The sequence below is a fragment of the Psychrobacillus glaciei genome, assembly GCF_008973485.1.
Taxonomy (GTDB): domain Bacteria; phylum Bacillota; class Bacilli; order Bacillales_A; family Planococcaceae; genus Psychrobacillus; species Psychrobacillus glaciei.
In genome coordinates, this window is sequence record NZ_CP031223.1 from 667,606 (window position 1) to 692,243 (window position 24,638).

The following is a 24,638-nucleotide window of genomic DNA, read 5'->3' on the forward strand; positions in this document are numbered from 1 at the left end:
TTTTGATGGATTAAGGGTGAATCGGTCGTATAGCCCCGATAATCGGTTGAATACTGCACATAATCGGTCGAATACAGAACAAAATCTGTCGAATGACACCAATAATCGGTCGAATACAGAACAAAATCGGTCGAATGACACCAATAATCGGTCGAATAAAATAAATACGGCACAGAATCAAAAAAAATCGCTGTCGACAACAATTCAATTTAAGGTATAATGAAAACGATGCATCACGAATATTTTGAACATAAAGGTGCTTACTAGTTTACTAGTGAGTTAAAAGGGAAGCTGGTTCAAACCCAGCGCGGTCCCGCCACTGTATGTGATAGAACACTATCACGAGTCAGAAAACCTGCCTTTATGCGTTTACACTTTTGTACCTACGAGGATAGGTTTGTGTAAGTCAGCTTGTTATATACATAAACTAGCAGATTTATACCTATTTTATCTCTCGTTCAATGGACGAGGGATTTTTATTTGCACAAAAATGGAGGAATGACAGATGAAGAAGATGTGGCAATTATGGTTGGCATCCGCATTAGCAGTATTATTGCTAGTAGGATGTGGGGCAAAAGAAGCAACACCAGTCGTTAATAAAGATAATGCACAACAAGAAACAGCAGTAGAAAAAGCAACATTCCCACTAACAATAACAGATGCAGTTGGCAATGATATTACATTAGAAGAAGCACCAAAAACAATCGTTTCGATGATCCCAAGTAATACAGAAATCTTATTTGCACTTGGTTTAAATGATGAAATTGTTGGAGTAAACGATTATGACGACTATCCAGCAGAAGCGCTTGAAAAAGAGAAAATTGGCGGTACGGATTTCAACGTGGAAAAAATTCTATCCATGAATCCAGATGTCGTATTTGCACATGAGTCCATGTTAGGCAAGGGAGATGCTGGATTACAACAAATCCGCGATGCTGGTGTGAAAGTGTTTGTTGTGAAAAATGCAGCTAACTTTGATGAAACATATACTACAATCGAGCAAATTGGACGTGCAACTGGGAAATTAACAGAAGCACAAAAAATTGTAAAAGATATGAAAGCAAAAGTAGCAGATGTAACAGCAAAAATTGCAAAAGTAAAAACGAAGAAAACAGTTTTCGTCGAAACATCAGATGTTCCTCAAATTTACACACCAGGTAAAGGAACTTTCATGCAAGAAATTTTAAATATGGTAAATGCAGAAAATGTTGCAGCAGACCAAGAAGGTTGGTTCCAAATAGAGCCAGAAGAAATTGTTAGCCGTAATCCAGATGTTATTCTTGTTATGTATAGCTATGTAGATGGAATAGTTGAAAGTGTTAAAGCTCGCCCTGGATTTGATACGATTAATGCAGTAAAAAATAATGAAGTCGTGCAAGTGGATGAAAATACGACAAGTCGTACCGGTCCTCGTCTTGCATATGGATTAGAAGAAGTAGCGAAAGCAATCTATCCAGAGGCTTTTAGTGAGTAAAGCCATGATCGGCTACATCTTGTCCATTACTGCTTTAGTAGTAGCAATTTGGCTAGGTGTATCGGTCGGATCCGTAAAGGTACCGATCAGCACATTATGGGATACGGGAGCAGATAAAATTGCGACGAATATCGTTTGGAAAATTCGTATGCCGCGTGTAGTACTTGCAGGGCTAGTTGGTGCATCACTAGCCATTGCAGGTGCCGCTTTTCAAGCGTTATTTAAAAATCCGCTTGCCGATCCTTATACGTTAGGAGTGTCGTCCGGTGCCTCAGTAGGCGCCGTGGCTACGCTCTTTTTCGGTATTTCGGTGCCTTTTTTAGGGATTTATACGTTACCAGTTTTTAGTATGATTGGTGCTTTAGTTACGATGCTCCTCGTTATGTCATTTGCCAAACTAGTTGATCGTTCGATGAAAATGGAGACAATCATTTTAACAGGAATCATTTTTAGTTCTTTTCTAGGCTCTGTCATATCTCTTATGATTGCACTAACAGGAGAAGAGTTACGCCAAATAATTGGCTGGCTTCTCGGTAGTGTATCGATGCGGGGCTGGAGTTTTGTGCAAATGGCATTACCATTTATGATTATTGGCGCACTTTTATTAGGCTTGAATACTAGAGAGTTAAATGCCATGCTGTTTGGAGAAGAACGTGCAAAGCATTTAGGGGTCAACGTCAAACGACGAAAAATGATGATATTAATTGGCGGCTCTATGCTAACGGGAACTGCAGTTGCAGTATCTGGGACGATTGGATTTGTAGGACTTGTTGTGCCGCATATGACCAGGCTTTTATTTGGTTCCGATAATCGACATGTGTTGCCACTGAGTTTCATCAATGGAGCGGCACTGCTCATCGTCTGTGATTTAGTGTCGCGCACGATTATTTCCCCAACGGAACTGCCAATTGGTGTCATAACTGCATTTATTGGTGCACCTGTTTTTGCATTTATTTTCTTTAGACAACGAAAAAAGGGAGGCATTTAATTTGTTGAAAATAGAAGGATTATCAGGTGGGTACGATCACAGGTTAATCGTAAGAAATGTCTCCTTTGAAGTAGGAAAAGGAGAAATGCTTGGAATTCTTGGCCCAAACGGAAGTGGGAAATCCACATTATTGAAGTTAATAAGTGGAATTTTGCCAAGAGAGTCTGGTGAAGTTTTTATTGACGGTAAATCTTTAACGTCCTATTCATCGAAAGAGCTCGCTAAAAAAATGGCGGTGCTTCCCCAATTACATAGTCATGCATTCTCCCATACAGTGAGAGATACCGTTTCGCTTGGTCGGTATCCTCATCAAAGTGGTTGGTTTTCTTCGTGGTCCAAAGAAGACGAAGCAGCTGTTGTTGAGGCGATGAAACTAACAGCAATGGAAAAATACGAGCATCAACTATTAGATCTATTGTCTGGTGGCGAACAACAGCGTGTATTTGTTGCCCAAGCACTTGCGCAACAAGCTCCAATTCTGTTGCTCGATGAACCAACAAATCATTTAGACATAGCACACCAAAAGCAACTGCTTGATACAATCAAAACCCAAGCTATTGAAAAAGGAATTACGATTGTTAGTGTATTTCATGACATAAATCTTGCTTCTATTTACTGTGATCGACTGTTATTAATGGATCATGGAGAAATAAAAGCAATCGGTGCCCCGCATGAAGTAGTGACGAAAAATCAAATTGAAACAGTGTATGAAGCTCGTGTCAGTACAAATCCGCACCCGGAGCGTCCAAAACCACAAATTACCATTCTTCCAGATGTGAATGAAAAGAAGGATGACAAACGAATAACAGCTGAAAACTTTCAAGTTACTGGAGATTTAGTCATATTCCAAGCGGAAACTCAGCTGAAAACTTGGTCCTCTGCGGTAATAAATGCAGGAAGTGGCTGGTATAAAAACTTCGTGAACAGAAGAGTAGATGCCAATTATGCATGTGATAATGTGCATGAAGAAATGTTAGCATACCTTGCGAATAATGGATTTTCTGAAGCGGATACAGTTGGCATGATGACCGCAGTAAATACAAAGGACGCCATAATAAAAGAATATGACACACCATTTGGTAGCATTGTCATCATGGTTACAGCTGGTGTTGGAAATGCAGTAGACGTATCTAGAGCTCACGAAGTAGAAATGCTACCAGCAATTGGGACGATTAATACATGGATCATTGTGAACGGAGAGCTTTCGGATGAAGCATTTATTCAATCTGTCATAACGGCAACAGAAGCTAAAACAAAAGCATTATCTTTCGAACAAGTGAAAGATCCACGTACCGGAACAATTGCGACAGGCACATCCACCGATAGCGTATTAGTAGCAGCGACGCAACGTGGAATGTCTATACCATACGCAGGTCCTATTACGGAAATCGGCAAAAAAATTGGACAAGGCGTATACGAATGCACAGTAGAAGCAATCCAAATTTACAAAAAAGCGAAAGGCTGGGTGTAAATAATGGGTCCGCATATTATTGCGATAGCAATTGGTCTACTAGTAGACAGAATCATCGGGGACCCACCAAATTGGCCACATCCTGTACGATGGATCGGTTCCCTAATTTCGAAACTCACAGACTGGCTGAATAAAGGAATGGCTCGAAAAGCGAAAGGATTTCTACTTGTTATCCTAGTCGTTGGAATCACATTCTTTAGTACAGTTGCTATTTTAATCGGTGCGTATTCCATTAATATATGGGTTGGAATTGCAGTTGAGAGTATTTTAATCGCCTCGGGACTTGCACAAAAAAGTCTAAAAGAAGCGGCAATGGATGTATATAAACCTTTAATGGCAAAAGATTTACCTGTTGCAAGACAAAAACTTTCGTGGATTGTCGGTCGTGATACAGAAGAATTAGACGAGAAGGAAATTACAAGGGGTGTCGTAGAAACGGTATCTGAAAACATAAGCGACGGAATTACTGCCCCACTTTTTTATGCATTTCTTTTTGCCGGTGCACCAGGGCTGTGGTTGTATAAAGCAATAAATACACTCGATTCCATGGTAGGCTACAAAAATGAAAAGTATGAGGATTTTGGTTTTGCCGCTGCAAAATTAGATGATATTGCAAACTATATTCCAAGCCGTTTAACTGGCTATATTATTATGCTTTGGGGAAAAAAAGAAAGTGCCTTACCTTTTGGGAAGCGCATGAAAGGCTGGTGGCTTGATGCGAAAAAACATCCAAGTCCAAATAGCGGTTATTTAGAAGCTGCAACAGCTTACCAATTAGGAATACAATTAGGTGGAAAAAATACATATAAAGGGGTCGTATCAAATCGAGCGCTAATGGGAGTGGGCGAGGTGGCAATAACACCTCACCATATAGTAAGTACAATATCGCATTTGAATACGGCTGTTTTTTTATTTTGGCTTTGGATAATGGTCATTGGAGGGATTTTATTTGTCATTACCTAATCACGGAGCAAATGCTCATCACTTATACGAAATTCTCCATATGAAGATGCCTGAAAAGGTGATTGATTTCAGTGAAAATGTCAATCCACTAGGTCCGCCTGCATTTGTGAAAGAGCGCTGGGAATCGTACGAAGACTTAATCACAAAATACCCAGATCCTCATGGAGAACCATTTTTATCAGCAGCTGCGAACTATCATAATGCGCATGTTAAAAACGTTATGGTTGGAAACGGAGCAGCTGAAATATTTGCAAGTCTTGCGAAACGATACGAAAATAAACGGGCTATTTTGATACATCCGACCTTTTCGGAATATGCAACAACCCTTGCCCCTTATCATGTGTACATAAAAGAAATAATTGCAAAGCAGGGGCTCCCACTAGATGAACTATTCGATGAAATCGAGTTTGCAGAAGTAATTTATATTTGCAGACCGAATAATCCGACTGGTTATTTGGCTCCTTTAGAAGAAATTATCCAAATTGCAACATATGCGAAGAGATATAAGTGCGAAGTAATTTTAGATGAAGCATTTCTTGATTTCATTGATGAAAGGGAATCATTTATTCCTTATTTGAATAAATTTCCGAATGTCATTGTCGTGCGTTCGATGACGAAAATGTATGCGATTCCTGGATTGCGACTTGGTTATGCGATAACGAGTGAATCAATTGTTAACGAAACTCGTTCAAAAATGCCGCACTGGAATAGCAATGCAATTGCAACAACGATTGGTGCAGCGTGTTTACAAGAAGAGGAATACCGTTTACGGGCAATTTCATATGCCAAGGAAATGCGTGAGCAATTTAGTACTTTTCTTGAAAAGTGGAACTGTGTTGTGCTTCCGTCTAGGACGAATTTTCTTTGTTTTCAACTACCAGTTCCAACTAAATCAAGCGAATTCTTTCTGTCTTTACTAGCAAAAGGTTGCGTACTACGTCATACCGAGAATTTTAAAGGGCTTGATGGAAAATGGTTTCGAGTGGGAATGAAAGAAAAATCGCAAATGGGGTACTTACGGAAGGAGATGACCGCATGGTTCGAGGGAAACTTGTCTTCATAACCGGGGGTGTGCGAAGCGGAAAAAGTAGCTTTGCCGAACATTATTTAATGAAAGAGCAAGTAAAACGAAATGTGTATGTCGCTTCTGGAGTAGCAGTAGATGGTGAAATGAAGGAACGAATTAAGAGACATCAAAACGATCGTGAAAATTATCCAGTCGAATGGGCGACTATCGAGCAACCACGATACATCGAACAAATACTTCCGTATATTCAAGAAGGAGACGGCATCCTGTGGGACTGTGTCACCACTTGGCTTGCCAATGAACTTTATAATAATGATATGGAAAAAGTCGAAAAGGCACTATTTGAAACAATCGAATATTTAATGCACAAAGCAAAAGTAATTGTCATTGTTTCCAATGAAGTGCTTGATGAACCTTTATCGAAATACGAAAGCGTCGTCCTATATCAAAAATGGATTGGACGAATTCACCAACAACTCGTTGCGAAAGCAGATCATGCTTTTGAAATGGAATATGGATTAAGTCATCAGTGGAAATGAGGAATAGTTGTGAAAGGATTAATGGTGCAAGGCACAGCTTCTAGTGTCGGAAAAAGCTTGGTATGTACAGCAATTTGTCGACTACTTGCGAACGAAGGAAAACGAGTAGCACCTTTCAAATCACAAAACATGTCTAGCTTAAGCATTCATACAGAAGACAATTTAGAGATTAGCGTTTCCCAAGCTTTGCAAGCAAGAGCTGCAAAAACTCCTTATTTAACGGAGATGAACCCAATATTATTGAAACCTACAGGCAACATGGAAACAGACATTATTATTCTTGGCAAAAAAGAAAACAAAATGAATGGCATGCACTACCGACAGCACTATTTTGAAGAAGGTCAAAAGCTTATAAAAAACAGTTTACAAACACTGTCCAGTTCCTTTGAATACTTAATTTTAGAAGGTGCAGGCAGTCCTGTTGAAATGAATCTGAGAGACCGTGAACTTGTGAATATGCGGGTTGCCGATTTAGCAGATGTTCCTGTTTTATTAGTTGCCAATATTGAGTATGGTGGTGTGTTTGCATCTATCATTGGAACGCTTGCATTATTACCTGAAGAACAAAGAGCTCGTGTGAAAGGAATCGTTATTAATAAGTTTCAAGGGGACGTTTCGTTATTCCAAGATGGAATTGATTTCATCGAATCGTATACAGGCGTGGATGTATTAGGGGTTATTCCTTATTTTCCAAATGAATTGGAGGAGGAAGACGGGGAAGTTAAAAATAATCAACTTGCGTCCGATGAACAAATAAATGAGTGGGCTCTCCATTTTAAAGAGTTTGTCAAATGGGATAAAGTGAAGGCCATTTTAGAAGGGGATGTGTAAATGAAGGGCTTGTTATTAGCACTTCAATTTTTCACCATCATTCCTGTGCATAAAAATTTACCAATGGAAAAGCAGCAAATCTCAGTAATGTATAGCCTGTTCCCCTGGATTGGTGCTAGTATTGGGGCATTTGCTAGTATATCGCTCTATTTTGAATGGAGTACGTTGATGACGGGGTTTACCGTTGTATTTCTAGGAATCCTTTTATCGGGTGGTCTCCATATGGATGGGTTTATTGACACTTCCGATGCATTTTTCTCGTATAAGGATCGACTGAAGCGATTAGAGATTCTAGATGATCCCCGAGTCGGAGCTTTTGGAGTAATGGCAGTTGTTTTATTGGTCATCGGAAAAGTGATTATTGTTTCTGAAGTGTTGGCAGCCGAATCGTTTCACGGGATTTTTATCTTGCTTATCCCTTTTTTCTCGAGGGCAATATTAACGATGCTATTCGGGTTAACGAGAAGCGCGAAAGAGAGTGGACTTGCTCACTTTTTTAAGCAAAAAATGAATGTAAATGTTGTTTTACTTACAACTTTATGTAATTTTTTTATTGGGTTATTCCTAATAGGTTGGTTTACGGATTGGTTAATTGCAATCACATTTGCTACAGTTTTAATCGTATTTATTTGTTTATTTCGACGATGGGCATGGAAGAACTTTGGTGGAATTACGGGGGATTTGCTTGGGGCAAGTGTGGAAGTTTCGGAGGTGGTACTATGGATGACCCTTTTACTATTACTCTCATAAGACATTTGCCGACGAATGGGAATCGAGAGAAAAAATATATCGGTTGGACCGATGAATCGATTATTTCTGGAATCAAAACAAAAAAAACTTCCACTGAAATTAACCAAGTTACTGGTAGCGATTTGGTTCGCTGCAAGCAAACAGCAGAACAGTTATTCCATGGAATTCCTTATGTTGCAAATGCAAATTTTCGAGAATGCTCCTTTGGTGATTGGGAAGAAAAAACATATAATGAATTAAAAGAGGATACATTTTATAAGGCTTGGCTTGAAAATCCCCGGGAAGTGGCTCCACCAAATGGCGAGTCACTGGCAAACATGGAAGAGCGTGTGCTCAAAGGGTTTTATGATGTGGTAGAAAAATTTGAACTGCCTGTTATAGTGACGCATGGCGGGCCAACTCGATTTTTATTAACAAAGTTTGCAGATGTTGAAAAGAGTTTTTGGAATTGGGATGTGCCCCATGGGTGTATGTATAAACTGCAATGGAAAGATAAAAAAGACGTACTGGAGGGAAAGCGGTGCATGTCATTTTCGGTGGAGCATTTAATGGAAAGCGCACTTATGTAGAACATCTTGTTCACGGGCGAAGCGTACAGTGGATGGATGCCGCGGAAGATATTCCAGTTTTATTGCCACAAACAGAAGTAATTGTTGTAGTTGGGGTAGAAAATATGATGGAACCTGAGTTGAACAAGTTACTCGAGCAGCTAGAACAATGGGGAGAACAAGCTGAAGTTATAGTTATTGCAACAGAAATTGGACGTGGAATTGTACCGATGGAAGCAAGCTTACGACAGTTGCGAGATGAAGTCGGAAGATTTTATCAACATCTTTTTACAAAAGCGGACCGAGTAACACGAATTTGGTATGGAATTGCACAAACAATAAAGGGAGATGATTGGGATGAAAATTTACACAAAAACGGGTGACAAAGGGCAAACAGGATTAATCGGAGGAAGAACAGACAAAGATGATATTCGAGTAGAAACATACGGCACGATCGATGAAGTGAATTCGTTTATTGGGAAGGCAATGACTGAATTAGATTCAACGATTTTCAAGGACGTTTTAGAGGATTTAGAAACGATTCAACATGAATTATTCGACTGTGGTGGAGACTTAGCGAATGTATCGAATCGCCGAGTATATAAAATGACGGACGAACCGATTGAAGCAATGGAAAAACGTATTGATGTGCTTGTAGAAGAAGGCCCAGTGCTAGAACGATTCATTTTACCAGGTGGAACGTCAGCTGCTGCAACACTTCATATTGCTCGCACAATTACAAGACGTGCAGAGCGTCAAATGGTCACATTGATGAAAACAGAAGAAGATGTGCCGGCGGTTGTGCAACGCTATTTGAATCGCTTATCTGATTATTTATTCGCAGCAGCACGTGTCGCTAATGCGCGAGAAAAGGTGTCGGATGTAGAATATTTACGCAGTGCAAAAGTATTTAAAAATGTAGGAAGCGTAAAAGAAGAGGGGAAGTAACTGCAATGAAGCTTCGCTTACTAACGCTCGCAGCAATGTTTGCAGCATTATGTGCCATTGGTGCATTCGTGAAAATCCCAGTAGGTATTGGGAGCGCTGCGCTTGATACCGTTCCAGCACTTGTATCCGCTGCATTTTTACCACCTGTTTATGCAGGAGCTGCATCTCTAATTGGTCATTTATCTTCGTCCCTTTATGCAGGATTTCCTTTAGGACCATTGCATTTATTAATTGGTGCGGAAATGTTTATTATATTATTTATATTTACGAAACTTCATCAAGCGGGATTGCATATATGGAAATGGATATTTTTTATATTTGCAAATAGTGTCATTGCAACACTTCCTTTTTATTGGATCATTTCGCCAGCATTTTTTGTTGCGGTTTTACCCGGAATTACAATTGCAACTATTTTGAATGCTGGAATTGCGATGATTGTCTCTCCAGTAGTTGTGCGGGTAATGGATAGAGTGAAAACCCATGCGTAATGCGGTTTTATTGCCAAATGGTTTTGTCGTCACAACTGATAATTCAGCAGCGATTGGTGAAAAAGCAGCTGATGTTGTACGCGTAGATGATGAAGTTGTTGCTTATTTTGCTGCAAGAGTCGCACTGATGGAGCAGTGGACAGCTGGGGCATTTCCCATCTCCATTATAGTGCATAACTTTTCAGGCAATAAAAGCTGGGAAAAATATAAAGCTGGGATACAGAAAGTATTTTATGAGTTAGAGCAGCCTTGCCCTGAGATTACCGGAAGTACCGAATCCAACATGGAAACGCTGCAATCTGCTATGGCAGTCACGATGATTGGTGAGCGTAAAAAAGAAAGTAACTTGGTATGTAAATGGTATGTATACGGAAAACCGTGCGTCGGTGAAGAAGTACTCATGGATTTAGAAAAAATTGCGGATATAAAGAAGATTTGGGATGGAATCACTAGTGGACTAGTGAAGCGTATATGGCCAGTTGGTTCTGCTGGAATAAAAGAGGAATGCCAACGACTAGGATTAAACTGCAATCTGAACGACTGGGACATTTTGAAATCCGCAGGACCGGCAACATCTGTAGTACTTGGAATTTCTCCTGATCGAATAATAGAAGCAAAAGTGCATTTTGGAAAGTATTTTGAAGAGATTAATTGATTTTAAAGAGCTAACTCACAAAGAGTTAGCTCTTTATTATGAGAAATGGTCTTGCCGGCACAGCATTTGGTCTCTAAGTGCCGTATTACAACAAGTAATGTTAAACAACCCAATTTATTTTTCGTGATCATTATATATAAAATGGCCGAGTCAGAAGTGCTGCCGTGTGACCAATTTAGGGAATTCTATTTTTCCTCTTTATTTTGTTAAGAAAACAACTTATCGAAAGTATAACTTGTATCTCTCAATTGCAAAAAAATAAAAAAACTTCTTTACCTTTGGCATTCTGAAACCTTTACATAGATCTCCAGTTTATTTTTAAAGTCGATCTATTAAAAATTCGGAAAAATAACATGAAGCTCCTCTTTTTTAGTCCTTGTTTTTATATTTCCGTAAGAATCTACTAAAACTAATGGTATTTAAGAACCAAATATAATTTTATTAAGCGCTATAGAAAATCAAAAGGCTCCCCAAAAGTTATGGTTAAGGATAACTTTTGGAGAGTATCTTTTTTGAAAAAATTGTCGCAGTCTATTTTAAACTATAGAGAGACTACGTACTGTTATTTCCCCAAGATATGTTCCTGGGTTTGTAGAGTATCCAATAACTGAAGGGGAAGTTACTGTTGTGTCGACTACAATACGACCAGTATTACCTAATAACCCAGCTGCTACTAAAGCATCTCCTGAAGCAATTGCAACATCTTGAAAACTACCTGAATTGGAACCAGTAAATAAAGGAATTGTTGCAACGACTATTCCTAAAAGATTCACTATTTCCAAACTTGCAGTAACGGAAGCTATTTCATTAGCTGCATAAGCAAAATAAACTGAAATTGGTAAATCAAGTGAAAGAATTGGCAAAGTACCAATATCGAATGTGGTTTCGAATTTGACAGTTTGATTGGAAGTAGTATTTGGAGACCAAATATAAGCGTCGCTACCATCAATCATTGGTGACAAAATTGACGGGGTTGTAGGTACTGCTGGAGTTGGTAGAGTTCCTGGTGGTGCTGCAGTATCTGCAGTGACTACTGTGTTGGTTGGCGTTGTATACGCCTGTAGTGTAAGAGCCATAAAAAATCACCTCCTTTTTATATAAAGTCGCCAATAGATTGGCATAACTCTAATTTATGGATAAAAAACAAGAATAGCTGGACCAATTAATTAGTTTATTAAAAATAGTTTCGATTTTCATATTATATATATAAAATCGAAACTATTTTGATAGCATTAGATTGTTAAATATTCTAATACAGGAATTATACGAATCTTATAATATAAGTCCTGCTCATGAATGGGGTAGATTTGAGACAAAAATAGAATCTATAGTATGTGATTTAGCTATGATATTTAGAACTATATTTTTCCATGCATTCAAAGAATGTAAAGAGGACATTAGTTTGGAAGATGCATTTATAGAAAGTAATGAATCTCACACTCCAATAAAACAAATCAACGCTAGATAAGAAGCTTTTATTATTGGGGATTATTTTATCAAGAGCTTTAACTTACGAATTTTTACAACTCCAGATATAACATCTTATTGTTAGAGATGGTCTCTGTTGTACGTGAATAGGTTGAGTATAAGTATGAATTAGTCTCGCTGGCTTAGCATTTGGTCTTGAGGTGTTGTATTTCAATAAATAATGTTAAATATACCTAAACTTTTTTTGATTTAGAGATAATTTTAGATGGCAAACACAGCGTTCTAATATTGAAAAAAATCCATACTCTACCTACAAAATAAAGAAATTTTCTAATTCCCAAACAAACTTCCCTATTCCCAAAGAAACTTTCTGCTATTATAATCAATCTCGAACACATAAGAATAAATTAATGTTGACTGAATGCTCATTCAGTTTTAATATTAAAATAATTCTTTATCATTCTACTAGCCAAATGGTATTCTATCGGTAACACGTCATTTTACAACTCAAAGGGGGAGAAATAAGATGAATCCATTATTAATCACAAACTGGGTGCTGTTTGTAGCAGTTACTTTGTACGCAATCGGTTTGTTCGCATATTTATTGAAAACAAGGTATGCATATATCAAACTGGGGAAAAAAGTAGAATTTGAAGACAATGTGAAGGAAAGACTTCGCAAAATCTGGGTGTATGTTTTCGGCCAAAAGAAGCTATTAAAAGATAAGAAAAGTGGAGCAATCCATGTTATGTTCTTCTATGGCTTTTTATTAGTTCAATTTGGGGCACTCGATTTTATTTGGAAAGGGTTAGCACCTGGTTCACATTTGCCACTAGGGTCTGTGTATCCAGCGTTTACATTTTTCCAAGAAATCGTGACACTTGTTATTTTAATAGCGGTTGTGTGGGCATTCTACCGACGCTATATTGAAAAATTAGTACGTCTAAAACGCGGATGGAAAAATGGGCTAGTGCTTATTTTCATCGGTGGGTTAATGGTTTCCGTTTTAGTTGGTAATGGAATGGGAATGATCTGGCATGGCCATGATGCAGCTTGGACCGAGCCGATTGCTTCCTCAATTGGCACAATACTAGGTTTCATTCCACCAACAGCAGCCGCAGTAGTTTTCTATGTAATGTGGTGGGCACATTTACTTTTCCTACTAACATTCTTAGTGTATGTACCACAATCAAAGCATTTCCACTTAATAACTGGTCCTGCAAACGTTTACTTCCACCGTTTAGACAATGTTGGAAAATTACGTCCGATCAATTTCGAAGAGGAAGAAGACGAAGATGCGGACGAAGAAGAAATGCCTTCATTTGGTGTAGGTCGCATACAAGACTTTACACAAGCACAAATGATCGACTTATACGCATGTGTAGAATGTGGACGTTGTACAAATATGTGTCCAGCTACGGGAACAGGCAAAATGCTGTCACCGATGGACTTAATCGTAAAGCTTCGGGATCATTTAACACTTACTGGAGCAGTTGAAACAAAAACAAAACCATGGGTACCAGCACTTGCTTTTCAAGGAACAAAAGGAAACCAACTTGCGATGGCTGCTGGAGCAGAAGGCGTAGTAATTGAAGACATTTATAGTCCGTCACTAATCGGGGATGTTATTACAGAAGAAGAAATTTGGGCTTGTACAACTTGCCGTAACTGTGAAGACCAATGTCCAGTTATGAATGAGCATGTAGATAAAATTATTGACCTACGTCGCTACTTAGTTATGACGGAAGGAAAAATGGATCCAGATGCACAAAGAGCAATGACGAATATTGAGCGTCAAGGAAATCCGTGGGGCTTGAATCGTAAGGAGAAAGAAAACTGGAGAGATGCACGTCCAGAAGTGCACATCCCAACAGTAAAAGAAGTATCGAAAGCTGGAGAAGAATTTGAATACTTATTCTGGGTTGGCTCGATGGGATCGTTCGATAATCGTTCACAAAAAATCGCTTTAGCGTTTGCACATTTGATGAACGAAGCTGGAGTGAAGTTCGCCATTCTTGGCAATAAAGAAAAGAACTCAGGAGACACACCTCGTCGTCTAGGAAATGAATTCTTATTCCAAGAGCTAGCGTCGAACAATATTTCCGAATTTGAAAAAGCTGGAGTAACAAAGATCGTCACAATTGATCCGCATGCATATAATATCTTTAAAAATGAATACAGCGATTTCGGATGGAGCGGAGAAGTGCTTCACCATACTGAAATGCTTTATGATCTAGTGCAAGCTGGTCGCTTGAAACCAAAATATGCAGTGGAAGAAACGATTACATTCCACGATTCTTGTTACTTAGGTCGATATAATGATGTATACGACGCACCACGTGAAGTGTTGAAAGCAATTCCGGGTGTGAAGTTAGTTGAAATGGATCGTAACCGCGAAACAGGAATGTGTTGTGGAGCAGGCGGCGGATTGATGTGGATGGAAGAGCATGTTGGAAATCGTGTAAACGTAGCTCGTACTGAACAGGCGCTTGAAGTAAACCCAACCATCATTTCTTCTGGATGTCCGTATTGCTTAACGATGCTATCGGACGGTACGAAAGCGAAGGAAGTAGAGGAAACAGTCGGCACTTATGACATTGCAGAGCTTCTTGAAAAATCTGTTTTCGGAGAGTTCATTCCACCAGTTGAAGAGGAAGAAGTAGAACCAATCGTTCAATAAATAGACATAATTATATTGCAATTAATGTGATAGTTTCGTAAACTAGTGTTAATAGTAAGGGAGTGTAAAAGCTCCCTTTTTTCTAACAAATAAAATCGAGCGAGCGTTCAGTCAGCAACATTTTTTATTTTATTTATGTTGAAAGCGCATACATATCAGATGAAGGGGTGGCTAATATGACAAAGACGGTTATTTTGGATGGCGCACGTACAGCTTTTGGGAAATTCGGAGGGGCACTTAGTAGTTTAACGGCTTCTGACCTTGGAGGAGTTGCCATTAAAGAAGCATTATCTCGTGCAGGAGTACCAGCTGATGAAGTGGATGAAGTAATTATGGGAACCGTTTTACAAGCAGGTCAGGGGCAAATTCCTTCTAGACAAGCGGCAGCAAAAGCAGGTATTCCATGGTCAGTCAAAACCGAAACGATTAACAAAGTATGTGCTTCAGGTATGAGAAGTGTCACTTTAGCAGATCAATTAATCCGTCTTGGAGATGAAGAAATCATCGTTGCTGGTGGAATGGAATCAATGTCGAATGCTCCCTATTATTTACCAAAAGGTAGATTCGGACTTCGTATGGGAGATGCGCAAATGGTGGATGGCATGGTCTATGACGGACTTTCTTGTTCATTCCATCCAAAGCATGTGCATATGGGGACTTACGGAAATACGACGGCAGAATCATTTGAACTTTCTCGTGAGAAGCAAGATGAATGGTCTTTTAGAAGTCATGACCTTGCCTTAAAAGCGATAGACAACGGCATTTTTGCAGAAGAAATTGTCTCTGTGGAAATTCCACAACGAAAAGGCGATCCAATCGTCGTAAACGAAGACGAAGCACCTCGCCGTGATACAGCAATTGAGTCACTAGCGAAATTAAAACCAGCATTTGGTAGCGAAGGAACGATTACTGCAGGAAACGCACCGGGAATAAATGACGGAGCTTGTGCAATTGTTTTAACAAGTGAAGCAAAGGCAAAAGAGCTTGGAAGAGAGCCACTTGCATACGTGCTAGGTCACGCTGAAATAGCAATTGAACCAGAAAACTTCCCACAAACACCAGGTATAGTAATCAATAAATTACTTGATAAAACAGGGAAATCACTAGATGAAATTGATTTATTTGAAATAAATGAAGCATTTGCTGCTGTTGCACTAGTAAGTAGCCAAATCGCGGGTCTCGATGAAGCAAAAGTGAACGTAAACGGCGGTGCAGTAGCGCTCGGTCATCCAATTGGAGCATCTGGAGCACGAATTATTTTAACACTTGCTTATGAACTGAAACGCCGCGGTGGTGGCATTGGAGTAGCCGCAATTTGTTCGGGAGGCGGGCAAGGAGACGCTATTATGATCGAAGTTCCAAAAACAGGGGGAAGCAACGCATGACAATTCAAAAAATAATGGTAATCGGAGCAGGTCAAATGGGATCTGGAATTGCTCAAGTTTGCGCACAAGCTGGATTCGAAGTGATATTAAATGACCGCGAACAACAATTTTACGATCGTGGCATTCAAACAATTACGAAAAACTTGTCACGTAACGTCGAAAAAGGTCGTATGACAGAAGATCAAAAACAAGCAGTTCTTAGCAATATTACAAAATCACTCTCCATCGAAGACGCAAATGATGTCGATTTAGTCATCGAAGCAGCAGTAGAAAACATGGAAATCAAACAATCGATTTTCAAACAATTAGATGAAATAACACCAAAACATACAATTTTGGCAACGAACACTTCCTCTTTACCAATCACGGAAATTGCAGCGGCAACGAATCGTCCGGAGCAAGTAATCGGTATGCATTTTATGAATCCAGTGCCAGTGATGAAACTGGTAGAAATTATCCGAGGATTAGCAACATCCGATGAAGTATATACAGCAATAGAAGAAATGACGAAAAAACTAGGCAAAACACCAGTGGAAGTAAATGACTTCCCAGGTTTCGTTTCCAACCGTATTTTAATGCCGATGATCAACGAAGCAATTTATACACTTTATGAAGGTGTCGCAACAAAAGAAGCAATCGACGATGTGATGAAAATGGGTATGAATCACCCTATGGGACCGCTTCAATTAGCAGATTTTATTGGTTTAGATACTTGTTTGTATATTATGGAAATTTTACACGAAGGTTTTGGGGACAGCAAATACCGTCCGTGTCCACTGCTTAGAAAATACGTTAAAGCAGGTTGGTTAGGCAAGAAATCAGGTCGAGGCTTCTACAGCTACGAGTAAAAGTGAAACTTCAATCAGTGGTGCTTTATCCCACTGATTGTTAGTTGAACCATTCGGGTTTTTAAGGGCTGTTAGACTCCCACTTATTCTTCCCGTTAAAAAAGCGTAGAAGTGGGAGTCTTACTGCCCGTTAATACGGGGAGAAGTGAAACTTCAATCAGTGGTGCTTTATCCCACTGATTGTTAGTTGAATCATTTGGGTTTTTAAGGAAAAAAAGGGGTTTTTAAGATGGAATTGAAATTCACGGAAGAACAATTAATGATGCGTAATATGGTACGGGATTTTGCAAAAGTGGAAATCGAACCTTATATTGAACGAATGGAACAAGGGGAGTTTCCTCGTGAAATCATTAAAAAAATGGGCGAACTTGGGTTAATGGGAATAACTGTACCAGAAAAATATGGCGGAGCAGAAATGGATTTTACAAGCTACGTAATCGCGATTAATGAGCTATCAAAAGTAAGTGCTGTTGTTGGCGTAATTCTTTCCGTTCACACATCTGTTGGCACGAACCCAATCCTTTATTTTGGCAATGAAGAGCAAAAAAATAAATACGTTCCGAAGCTAGCAACTGGTGAATACTTAGGCGCATTTTGTTTAACCGAGCAATCTGCAGGATCTGATGCTGGAGCATTGAGAACGAAAGCAGTTAAGAAAGATGACCATTACGTATTAAACGGTTCGAAAGTATTTATTACAAACGGTGGCGAGGCAGATGTAAATATCGTGTTTGCTTCAACGGATCCATCGCAAGGATCAAGAGGGATCTCTGCATTTATCGTGGAAAAGGAAACACCAGGTTTTATTGTCGGAAAAGATGAAAAGAAAATGGGCTTGCATGGTTCTAGAACTGTGCAAATCACCTTTGAAGATATGAAAATTCCTGTTGCAAATAGACTTGGTGAAGAAGGCGAAGGATTTAAAATTGCAATGGCGAACTTAAATACAGGTCGTATCGGAATCGCTACGCAGGCACTTGGAATTGCAGAAGCAGCATTCGAAGCAGCGGTTGGATACGCAAAAGAGCGTGTGCAATTTGGGAAACCAATTGCTGCAAACCAAGGAATAGGTTTCAAGCTTGCCGATATGGGCACAGCAGTAGAAGCGTCTAGACTTCTTGTATACCGTGCAGCGAGCCTTCGCGAAAAAGGACTTCCTTGTGGAAAAGAAGCATCGATGGCAAAATTATTCGCTTCGAAAACAGCGGTGGACGTAGCTATTGAAGCAGTCCAAGTATTCGGCGGTTACGGCTATACGGAAGATTATCCAGTAGAACGCTATTTCCGTGACGCCAAAATTACCGAAATTTACGAAGGAACAAGTGAAATCCAAAAAATCGTCATTAGTAAACATCTAACGAATTAATAGAAATTCTATTAGAGAGCACTGAAAAACTCTAACATAGCATTTTTTTATAGTAACTATTTATTGAAGTTTTACTTCCTATCATAGAATTCAACACGCGGTGTGAGACTCCTGCGGGAAAGCGAACGCCAGAGCGCTAAATTCTAGTAACGGATACTTAATAAAACACTAAAAAGGCGGGATAAACAATGAATTTTCAACTTTCAGAAGAGCATGAAATGATTCGTAAAATGGTACGTGATTTTGCAGAAAACGAAGTAGGGCCAACAGCTGCAGAACGTGACGAAGAAGAACGCTTTGACCGTGAAATTTTCGACAAAATGGCGGAACTAGGATTAACGGGTATTCCTTGGCCAGAAGAATACGGCGGAATTGGTTCCGATTATCTTGCTTACTGTATCGCGGTAGAAGAATTATCCCGCGTATGTGCTTCAACTGGTGTAACACTTTCTGCGCATACATCACTTGCTGGATGGCCGATTTTCAAATACGGCAATGAAGAGCAAAAACAAAAATACCTTCGTCCAATGGCTGAGGGAACAAAAATCGGTGGATACGGTTTAACAGAAGCTGGTTCAGGTTCTGACGCAGGTGGCATGAAAACAACTGCTAAATTAGATGGCGATCATTATGTACTAAATGGTTCTAAAATTTTCATTACAAATGGTGGAATCGCGGATATCTATGTTGTTTTTGCAGTAACTGATCCAGATTCCAAACATAAAGGTACAAGCGCATTTATCATAGAAGCTGATTTCTCTGGATTCTCTGTTGGGAAAAAAGAAAAGAAATTAGGAATCCGTTCTTCACCTACGACTGAAATTATTTTTGATAATTGCCGTGTACCAAAAGAAAATCTTCTTGGGGAAGAAGGAGAAGGTTTCATTATCGCAATGAAAACATTAGATGGTGGACGTAATGGCATTGCTGCTCAAGCTGTTGGTATCGCACAAGGTGCACTCGATGCTGCAGTTGGATACGCTAAAGAACGCGTGCAATTCGGCAAACCAATCGTTGCGAACCAAGGTATATCTTTCAAACTAGCGGATATGGCAACTTCTACAGAAGCATCTCGTTTACTTACGTACCAAGCGGCATGGTTGGAATCCAATGGGCTTCCTTACGGCAAAGAATCTGCGATGGCGAAACTGATGGCTGGCGATACAGCGATGAAAGTGACGACAGAAGCGGTTCAAGTGTTCGGTGGGTATGGTTATACAAAAGATTATCCAGTGGAACGCTTTATGCGCGATGCAAAAATCACACAAATATACGAGGGCACACAAGAAATTCAACGTCTCGTTATTTCTCGTATGCTAACAAAATAATAAATGGCTATGGAAAAAAAGCATGAAGTGAAGACATCCGTCAAAGATGAAAATTTGATCGAAAAAAGGCGTCACCAAATGATTCGTGCAGCTGTCACCTTATTCAAAGAAAAGGGCTTCCACCGGGCGACGACGAGAGAAATCGCAAAAGAAGCAGGATTTAGTATTGGAACACTCTATGAGTATATTCGTACAAAGGAAGATGTACTCTATTTAGTTTGCGATAGTATTTACAATGAAGTACATGACAAACTATCCCAAATTTCGGCACAAAATGGCACAATTGAAGACTTGAAAACGGCAATCCGCCATTATTATCGGGTAATTGACGATATGCAGGATGAATTCGTTGTTATGTATCAAGAATCCAAATCATTACCAAAAGGTGCACTAGAATACGTTTTGAATAAAGAGCTAGAGATGATTAATATTTTCCGGAAAATTCTTGTTGACTGTGTACAAAATGGGGAACTAAGGTTAACAGAAGCGCAAACAAACCTTTATGCGCATACAATTGTCGTTCAAGGACAAATGTGGGCATTTAGAAGATGGGTTTTACGCAAGGAATATACGCTTGAACAATTTACAGAACTACAAATAGAATTTGTCTTAAATGGGATGGGCAAGTAAGTTTTTATTCAAAAAAGGGGGAACAACATGTCAACTGTAGAAGTATATCGTCCAAAAAATCATGTTCGTTTTGTCACAGCATCTAGTCTATTTGACGGTCATGATGCTTCGATTAATATTATGCGCCGTATTTTACAAGCAAGTGGAGCAGAAGTAATTCACTTAGGCCATAACCGTTCCGTAGAAGAAGTCGTGAATGCTGCTATTCAAGAAGATGTACAAGGGATTGCAATTTCTTCCTATCAAGGAGGGCATGTTGAGTATTTTAAATATATGAAGGACTTACTCGTAGAACGCGGCGCACCTCATATTCGCATATATGGCGGTGGTGGTGGAGTAATAATTCCGAAAGAAATAAAAGAACTACAAGAATATGGAATCTCAGGAATTTTCTCACCTGAAGATGGTCGAAAACTTGGTCTTCAAGGTATGATCAATCAAATGTTAATAGAATGTGATGTACCAACAAAAGCTTCTGGAGCGCAAAATGAAATAGAAGCGGTTTCAACTGAAAATCCAGAAGTACTTGCCCATTTAATCACAATTGCTGAAGAAGCTCATCAAACGCAAGATGCTGAAGTGAAAGTAATGATTGAACAAGCAAGGACTTTGTCAAAAGGCACGCCAGTTTTAGGAATTACAGGTACTGGAGGAGCAGGAAAAAGTTCCTTAACAGACGAATTAATTCGCCGTTTTTTACATGAATTACCTAACAAAAAAATAGCCGTACTGTCGATTGATCCAACGAAACAAAAAACGGGTGGAGCATTACTTGGCGACCGAATTCGTATGAATGCAATCTTCAATAAACGAGTATTTATGCGTAGTTTAGCAACACGTGGATCTCGAACCGAATTATCAGGTGCACTTGCAGATGTATTGGATGTTGTAAAAGTAGCTGGTTTCGATTTAATCATTGTAGAAACAAGTGGTATCGGGCAAGGGGACGCGGAAATTACAAACGTATCGGACGCTTCGATGTATGTAATGACAAGCGAGTTCGGGGCACCATCTCAATTAGAAAAAATCGATATGATTGACTATGCAGATTTAATTGTCATCAATAAATTCGAACGTAAAGGCTCAGAAGACGCACTTAGACAAGTTCAAAAGCAATATCAACGCAGTCGCGAGCTATGGCATGATGATTTAGATACAATGCCCGTTTACGGAACAATTGCAAGCCAATTTAATGATAAAGGTACTAATTCTTTATTTGCAGCTTTAGTTGATGTGTTGAATGAAAAGACAGGTACTAACTGGGAAACTTCGTATGAACAATTTGTGAAAACGCAAAAGCAAAATGTTATTATTCCAAATGATCGTCGTTATTACTTGCGTGAAATTACAGATACCGTTCGGGGATACCATAAAAAGTCCGATGAACAAGTGGCTTTTGCGAGAAGATTGTTCCAATTAGAAGGAGCAATGGAGACTGTGAAAGAAAAAGCTGCGGATGATGCTTTAATACAATCACTGGAATCATTAGCGAATGGAATTCGTGATGAATTAACAGCGGAATCAAAACGAATATTGGAAAACTGGGCTGCTTTAAAAGAAGCATATGCTGGGGATGAATTTGTAACGAAAGTTCGTGACAAAGAAATTCGCACAATCCTTCGTACAGAGAGCTTGGCAGGGTTAAAAATTCCAAAAGTAGTACTACCAAAATTCGTTGATTATGGTGAAATTTTAAGATGGGTATATAAAGAAAATGTTCCGGGTTCATTCCCGTATACAGCTGGCGTTTTCCCGTTCAAACGGGAAGGAGAAGATCCGAAGCGTCAGTTTGCAGGAGAGGGTACACCGGAGCGTACAAATCGTCGTTTCCATTATTTATCAAAAGACGATGATGCAAAGCGCCTTTCTACAGCGTTTGACTCGGTAACACTTTACGGAGAAGATCCAGATCACCGTCCAGATATTTACGGAAAAGTCGGTGAATCTGGTGTAAGTATTTGTACGCTAGAGGATATGAAAAAACTGTATGATGGCTTTGATTTATGTGCGCCATCTACTTCTGTATCAATGACGATTAATGGACCTGCTCCAATAATTTTAGCAATGTTCATGAATACAGCAATCGATCAGCAAGTTCGTATTCAAGAAGAAAAACTTGGTCGTACCCTGACTGTGGAAGAATTTACAGAAGTGAAAACTGCAACGTTGCAAGTAGTTCGTGGGACGGTTCAAGCAGATATATTAAAAGAGGATCAAGGTCAAAATACGTGTATTTTCTCGACAGAATTTGCTTTACGTATGATGGGTGACATTCAACAATATTTTATTGATCAAAAAGTTCGTAATTATTATTCGGTTTCCATATCTGGTTATCATATTGCAGAAGCGGGAGCTAATCCAATATCCCAGCTGGCGTTCACACTTTCAAATGGTTTCACTTACGTGGAGTACTACTTGAGTCGCGGTATGAATATTGATGACTTTGCACCTAATTTATCGTTCTTCTTTTCGAATGGTTTGGATCCGGAGTACACGGTAATTGGCCGCGTTGCTCGTCGCATTTGGTCTGTCGTAATGCGAGACAAATATGGTGCGAATGATCGAAGTCAGAAACTGAAATACCATGTTCAAACATCAGGTAGAAGTCTTCATGCGCAAGAAATCGATTTTAATGATATTCGCACAACACTTCAAGCGTTGATGGCATTGCAAGACAATTGTAACTCGCTTCATACAAATGCATATGACGAAGCAATCACAACTCCGACAGAAGAATCCGTTCGACGTGCAATGGCCATTCAAATGATCATTACAAAAGAACACGGATTATCGAAAAATGAAAATCCACTTCAAGGATCGTTTATTGTCGAAGAAATGACGGACCTTGTCGAAGAAGCAGTTCTTTCTGAATTTGATCGAATAAATGACCGCGGTGGCGTGCTTGGTGCAATGGAAACACAATACCAACGCGGTAAAATTCAAGAAGAATCCATGTACTATGAAATGAAAAAACACACTGGAGAACTTCCGATTATAGGTGTTAACACGTATTTAAATCCAAATCCTGCTTCCGCAGAGGACATTGATAATATGGAACTTGCTCGTGCAACGAAAGAAGAAAAAGAAACACAAATTACAAATCTCCAAAACTTCCAACAAAAACATACAAACGAAGCTGAGGAAGCACTCGCTCGTCTAAAACAAGTAGCTGTAACCGGCGGTAACATCTTCGAAGAGCTAATGACAACAGTTCAGAAAGCAAGTCTAGGACAAATCACGAACGCTCTTTACGAGGTTGGTGGGCAATACCGACGCAATATGTAAAAAAAATAGTGTTCCGAGGTGATATCGGAACACTTTTTTTCTGTTTTTTTGTATAATGAAACTAACCTTATTCAACAAAAGTTAGAGCCTTCAGCGGATTTCACATATTTTGTGAAGTAATTCATCGAGCAAGCTCGATTCAAAATTTGGACACAAATATGCCAAGGCAAATTTAACTAAGTAGTAAAGGAGAAATGACATGAAAATAGTAATTCACATAATGGTCATTATCGTACTCCTACTACTTACTGTTTTCCTATATAATAAACAATTGGGATCCATTCCTTTACTATTCATTTCATTTTATTTATTTTTATTGGCAACTTCGAAAAATTCATTTTTCAAAAAGAATAAATGAATGTAGCATATAACATACTTGTTTGTATATAATGGGAAGTATGTAAACGGACATTGAAAGGACGTGCACGATTTGAAATTTCGTGAAATGACAACAGCACAATTACAAGAAGAATCATTAATAGATATAGGTTTTGCTATTTTAGAGGATAAGAAAAACTCTTTAACACTTACTGAACTATTTGATGAAATTCAAAAACTTAATGGATTTACAGATCAAGAGATGGCAGATCGCAAGCCTCAATTCTATACTGATATGAACATTGACGGTCGTTTCTTAGCTACTGCTGAAAACCAATGGGGTCTTAGAGAATGGTACCCTGTAGAACAAATAGAAGAAGAAACTGCCCCAACTGTAAAAGTTCGTAAAAAGAAAGCGAAAGTATCAGAAGACGACGACTTGGATGATTTGGACGAAGATGAAATTGTCTTTGAAGAAGAATTCGATGAGTTTGCTGAAGAAGAAGATGAAGAAGACGAAGTAGTAATTGATTTCGTAGAAGGAATCGATGAAGTGATTGAAGAGGATTTAATTGATGAAGACGAAGATGAATTTGAAATTATTGAAGATGAAGAGTTGGACGACGAAGATCTAGAAGACGAGGAATAATTCTTGACTTCTACTTCTATACGCTATAAAATTCAATTG

At 39.1% G+C, this 24,638-nt stretch carries 23 protein-coding genes and 1 riboswitch; of the genes, 22 read left to right on the forward strand and 1 reads right to left on the reverse strand.

Annotation, left to right across the window (positions count from 1 at the left end; genetic code table 11):
• Nucleotides 1-237 precede the first annotated feature (237 nt).
• Nucleotides 238-377: riboswitch (cobalamin riboswitch) on the forward strand.
• 128 nt (nt 378-505) lie between these two features.
• The 13 genes from PB01_RS03160 to PB01_RS03220 are packed head-to-tail and all read left to right on the forward strand — an operon-like array spanning nt 506 to nt 10,682.
• Complete coding sequence (locus PB01_RS03160; RefSeq protein WP_151698840.1) at nt 506-1,474, forward strand: ABC transporter substrate-binding protein; 969 nt, start codon at nt 506-508, stop codon at nt 1,472-1,474.
• Between the two features lie 4 nt (nt 1,475-1,478).
• Nucleotides 1,479-2,462 carry a FecCD family ABC transporter permease gene (locus PB01_RS03165; RefSeq protein WP_151701944.1) on the forward strand — a complete coding sequence of 328 codons (984 nt, stop codon included), beginning with the start codon at nt 1,479-1,481 and terminating at the stop codon, nt 2,460-2,462.
• 1 nt (nt 2,463) lies between these two features.
• The gene (locus PB01_RS03170; protein ID WP_151698841.1) at nt 2,464-3,933 is read left to right on the forward strand and encodes an adenosylcobinamide amidohydrolase; all 1,470 of its coding nucleotides are present in this window, start codon (nt 2,464-2,466) and stop codon (nt 3,931-3,933) included.
• Between the two features lie 3 nt (nt 3,934-3,936).
• Nucleotides 3,937-4,896, forward strand: a complete 960-nt coding sequence (gene cbiB, locus PB01_RS03175) for an adenosylcobinamide-phosphate synthase CbiB (protein WP_151698842.1) — start codon at nt 3,937-3,939, stop codon at nt 4,894-4,896.
• Nucleotides 4,883-5,959: a pyridoxal phosphate-dependent aminotransferase gene (locus PB01_RS03180; protein ID WP_151698843.1), complete on the forward strand. Its 1,077-nt coding sequence runs from the start codon at nt 4,883-4,885 to the stop codon at nt 5,957-5,959. Before cbiB ends, PB01_RS03180 begins: the two co-directional genes overlap by 14 nt.
• Nucleotides 5,932-6,462 carry a bifunctional adenosylcobinamide kinase/adenosylcobinamide-phosphate guanylyltransferase gene (locus PB01_RS03185; RefSeq protein WP_151698844.1) on the forward strand — a complete coding sequence of 177 codons (531 nt, stop codon included), beginning with the start codon at nt 5,932-5,934 and terminating at the stop codon, nt 6,460-6,462. The genes PB01_RS03180 and PB01_RS03185 overlap by 28 nt, the downstream gene beginning before the upstream one ends.
• Before the next feature lie 9 nt (nt 6,463-6,471).
• On the forward strand, nt 6,472-7,293 hold the full coding sequence (locus tag PB01_RS03190) for a cobyric acid synthase (protein ID WP_151698845.1): 822 nt from the start codon (nt 6,472-6,474) through the stop codon (nt 7,291-7,293).
• A complete protein-coding gene (cobS, locus tag PB01_RS03195; protein ID WP_151698846.1) occupies nt 7,294-8,043 on the forward strand; it encodes an adenosylcobinamide-GDP ribazoletransferase in 750 nt (249 codons plus the stop codon).
• Nucleotides 8,013-8,612, forward strand: a complete 600-nt coding sequence (locus PB01_RS03200; RefSeq protein WP_151698847.1) for a histidine phosphatase family protein — start codon at nt 8,013-8,015, stop codon at nt 8,610-8,612. Before cobS ends, PB01_RS03200 begins: the two co-directional genes overlap by 31 nt.
• A complete protein-coding gene (locus PB01_RS03205; protein ID WP_151698848.1) occupies nt 8,564-8,974 on the forward strand; it encodes a bifunctional adenosylcobinamide kinase/adenosylcobinamide-phosphate guanylyltransferase in 411 nt (136 codons plus the stop codon). The genes PB01_RS03200 and PB01_RS03205 overlap by 49 nt, the downstream gene beginning before the upstream one ends.
• Entirely contained in the window at nt 8,949-9,539 is a 591-nt protein-coding gene (locus PB01_RS03210; protein WP_151698849.1) for a cob(I)yrinic acid a,c-diamide adenosyltransferase, read from the forward strand. Before PB01_RS03205 ends, PB01_RS03210 begins: the two co-directional genes overlap by 26 nt.
• Before the next feature lie 5 nt (nt 9,540-9,544).
• Entirely contained in the window at nt 9,545-10,027 is a 483-nt protein-coding gene (locus PB01_RS03215) for an ECF transporter S component (RefSeq protein ID WP_151698850.1), read from the forward strand.
• Nucleotides 10,020-10,682, forward strand: coding sequence for a hypothetical protein (locus PB01_RS03220; protein ID WP_151698851.1), 663 nt, complete (start codon nt 10,020-10,022; stop codon nt 10,680-10,682). The genes PB01_RS03215 and PB01_RS03220 overlap by 8 nt, the downstream gene beginning before the upstream one ends.
• Nucleotides 10,683-11,218: 536 nt before the next feature.
• Here PB01_RS03220 and PB01_RS03225 read toward each other — a convergent pair.
• Entirely contained in the window at nt 11,219-11,758 is a 540-nt protein-coding gene (locus PB01_RS03225) for a hypothetical protein (protein ID WP_151698852.1), read from the reverse strand.
• A gap of 878 nt (nt 11,759-12,636) precedes the next feature.
• Here PB01_RS03225 and PB01_RS03230 point away from each other — a divergent pair.
• The 9 genes from PB01_RS03230 to rpoE all read left to right on the forward strand — a co-directional run bounded on the left by PB01_RS03230 (nt 12,637) and on the right by rpoE (nt 24,599).
• Complete coding sequence (locus PB01_RS03230) at nt 12,637-14,790, forward strand: (Fe-S)-binding protein (RefSeq protein WP_151698853.1); 2,154 nt, start codon at nt 12,637-12,639, stop codon at nt 14,788-14,790.
• Nucleotides 14,791-14,966: 176 nt separating this feature from the next.
• Nucleotides 14,967-16,175, forward strand: a complete 1,209-nt coding sequence (locus PB01_RS03235) for an acetyl-CoA C-acetyltransferase (RefSeq protein ID WP_151698854.1) — start codon at nt 14,967-14,969, stop codon at nt 16,173-16,175.
• Nucleotides 16,172-17,023, forward strand: a complete 852-nt coding sequence (locus tag PB01_RS03240) for a 3-hydroxybutyryl-CoA dehydrogenase (RefSeq protein ID WP_151698855.1) — start codon at nt 16,172-16,174, stop codon at nt 17,021-17,023. Before PB01_RS03235 ends, PB01_RS03240 begins: the two co-directional genes overlap by 4 nt.
• A 229-nt stretch (nt 17,024-17,252) precedes the next feature.
• Nucleotides 17,253-18,389, forward strand: a complete 1,137-nt coding sequence (locus tag PB01_RS03245) for an acyl-CoA dehydrogenase (protein ID WP_151698856.1) — start codon at nt 17,253-17,255, stop codon at nt 18,387-18,389.
• Nucleotides 18,390-18,577: 188 nt separating this feature from the next.
• Entirely contained in the window at nt 18,578-19,717 is a 1,140-nt protein-coding gene (locus PB01_RS03250; RefSeq protein ID WP_151698857.1) for an acyl-CoA dehydrogenase, read from the forward strand.
• Nucleotides 19,718-19,726: 9 nt separating this feature from the next.
• Nucleotides 19,727-20,347 (forward strand): TetR/AcrR family transcriptional regulator, encoded by a 621-nt coding sequence (locus PB01_RS03255; protein ID WP_151698858.1) that lies wholly within the window; start codon nt 19,727-19,729, stop codon nt 20,345-20,347.
• A 27-nt stretch (nt 20,348-20,374) separates the two neighbouring features.
• Nucleotides 20,375-23,632, forward strand: coding sequence for a fused isobutyryl-CoA mutase/GTPase IcmF (gene icmF, locus PB01_RS03260; RefSeq protein ID WP_151698859.1), 3,258 nt, complete (start codon nt 20,375-20,377; stop codon nt 23,630-23,632).
• 199 nt (nt 23,633-23,831) lie between these two features.
• Complete coding sequence (locus PB01_RS20810; protein ID WP_192797450.1) at nt 23,832-23,990, forward strand: hypothetical protein; 159 nt, start codon at nt 23,832-23,834, stop codon at nt 23,988-23,990.
• 72 nt (nt 23,991-24,062) lie between these two features.
• The gene (gene rpoE / locus PB01_RS03265; protein ID WP_192797451.1) at nt 24,063-24,599 is read left to right on the forward strand and encodes a DNA-directed RNA polymerase subunit delta; all 537 of its coding nucleotides are present in this window, start codon (nt 24,063-24,065) and stop codon (nt 24,597-24,599) included.
• Nucleotides 24,600-24,638 lie beyond the last annotated feature (39 nt).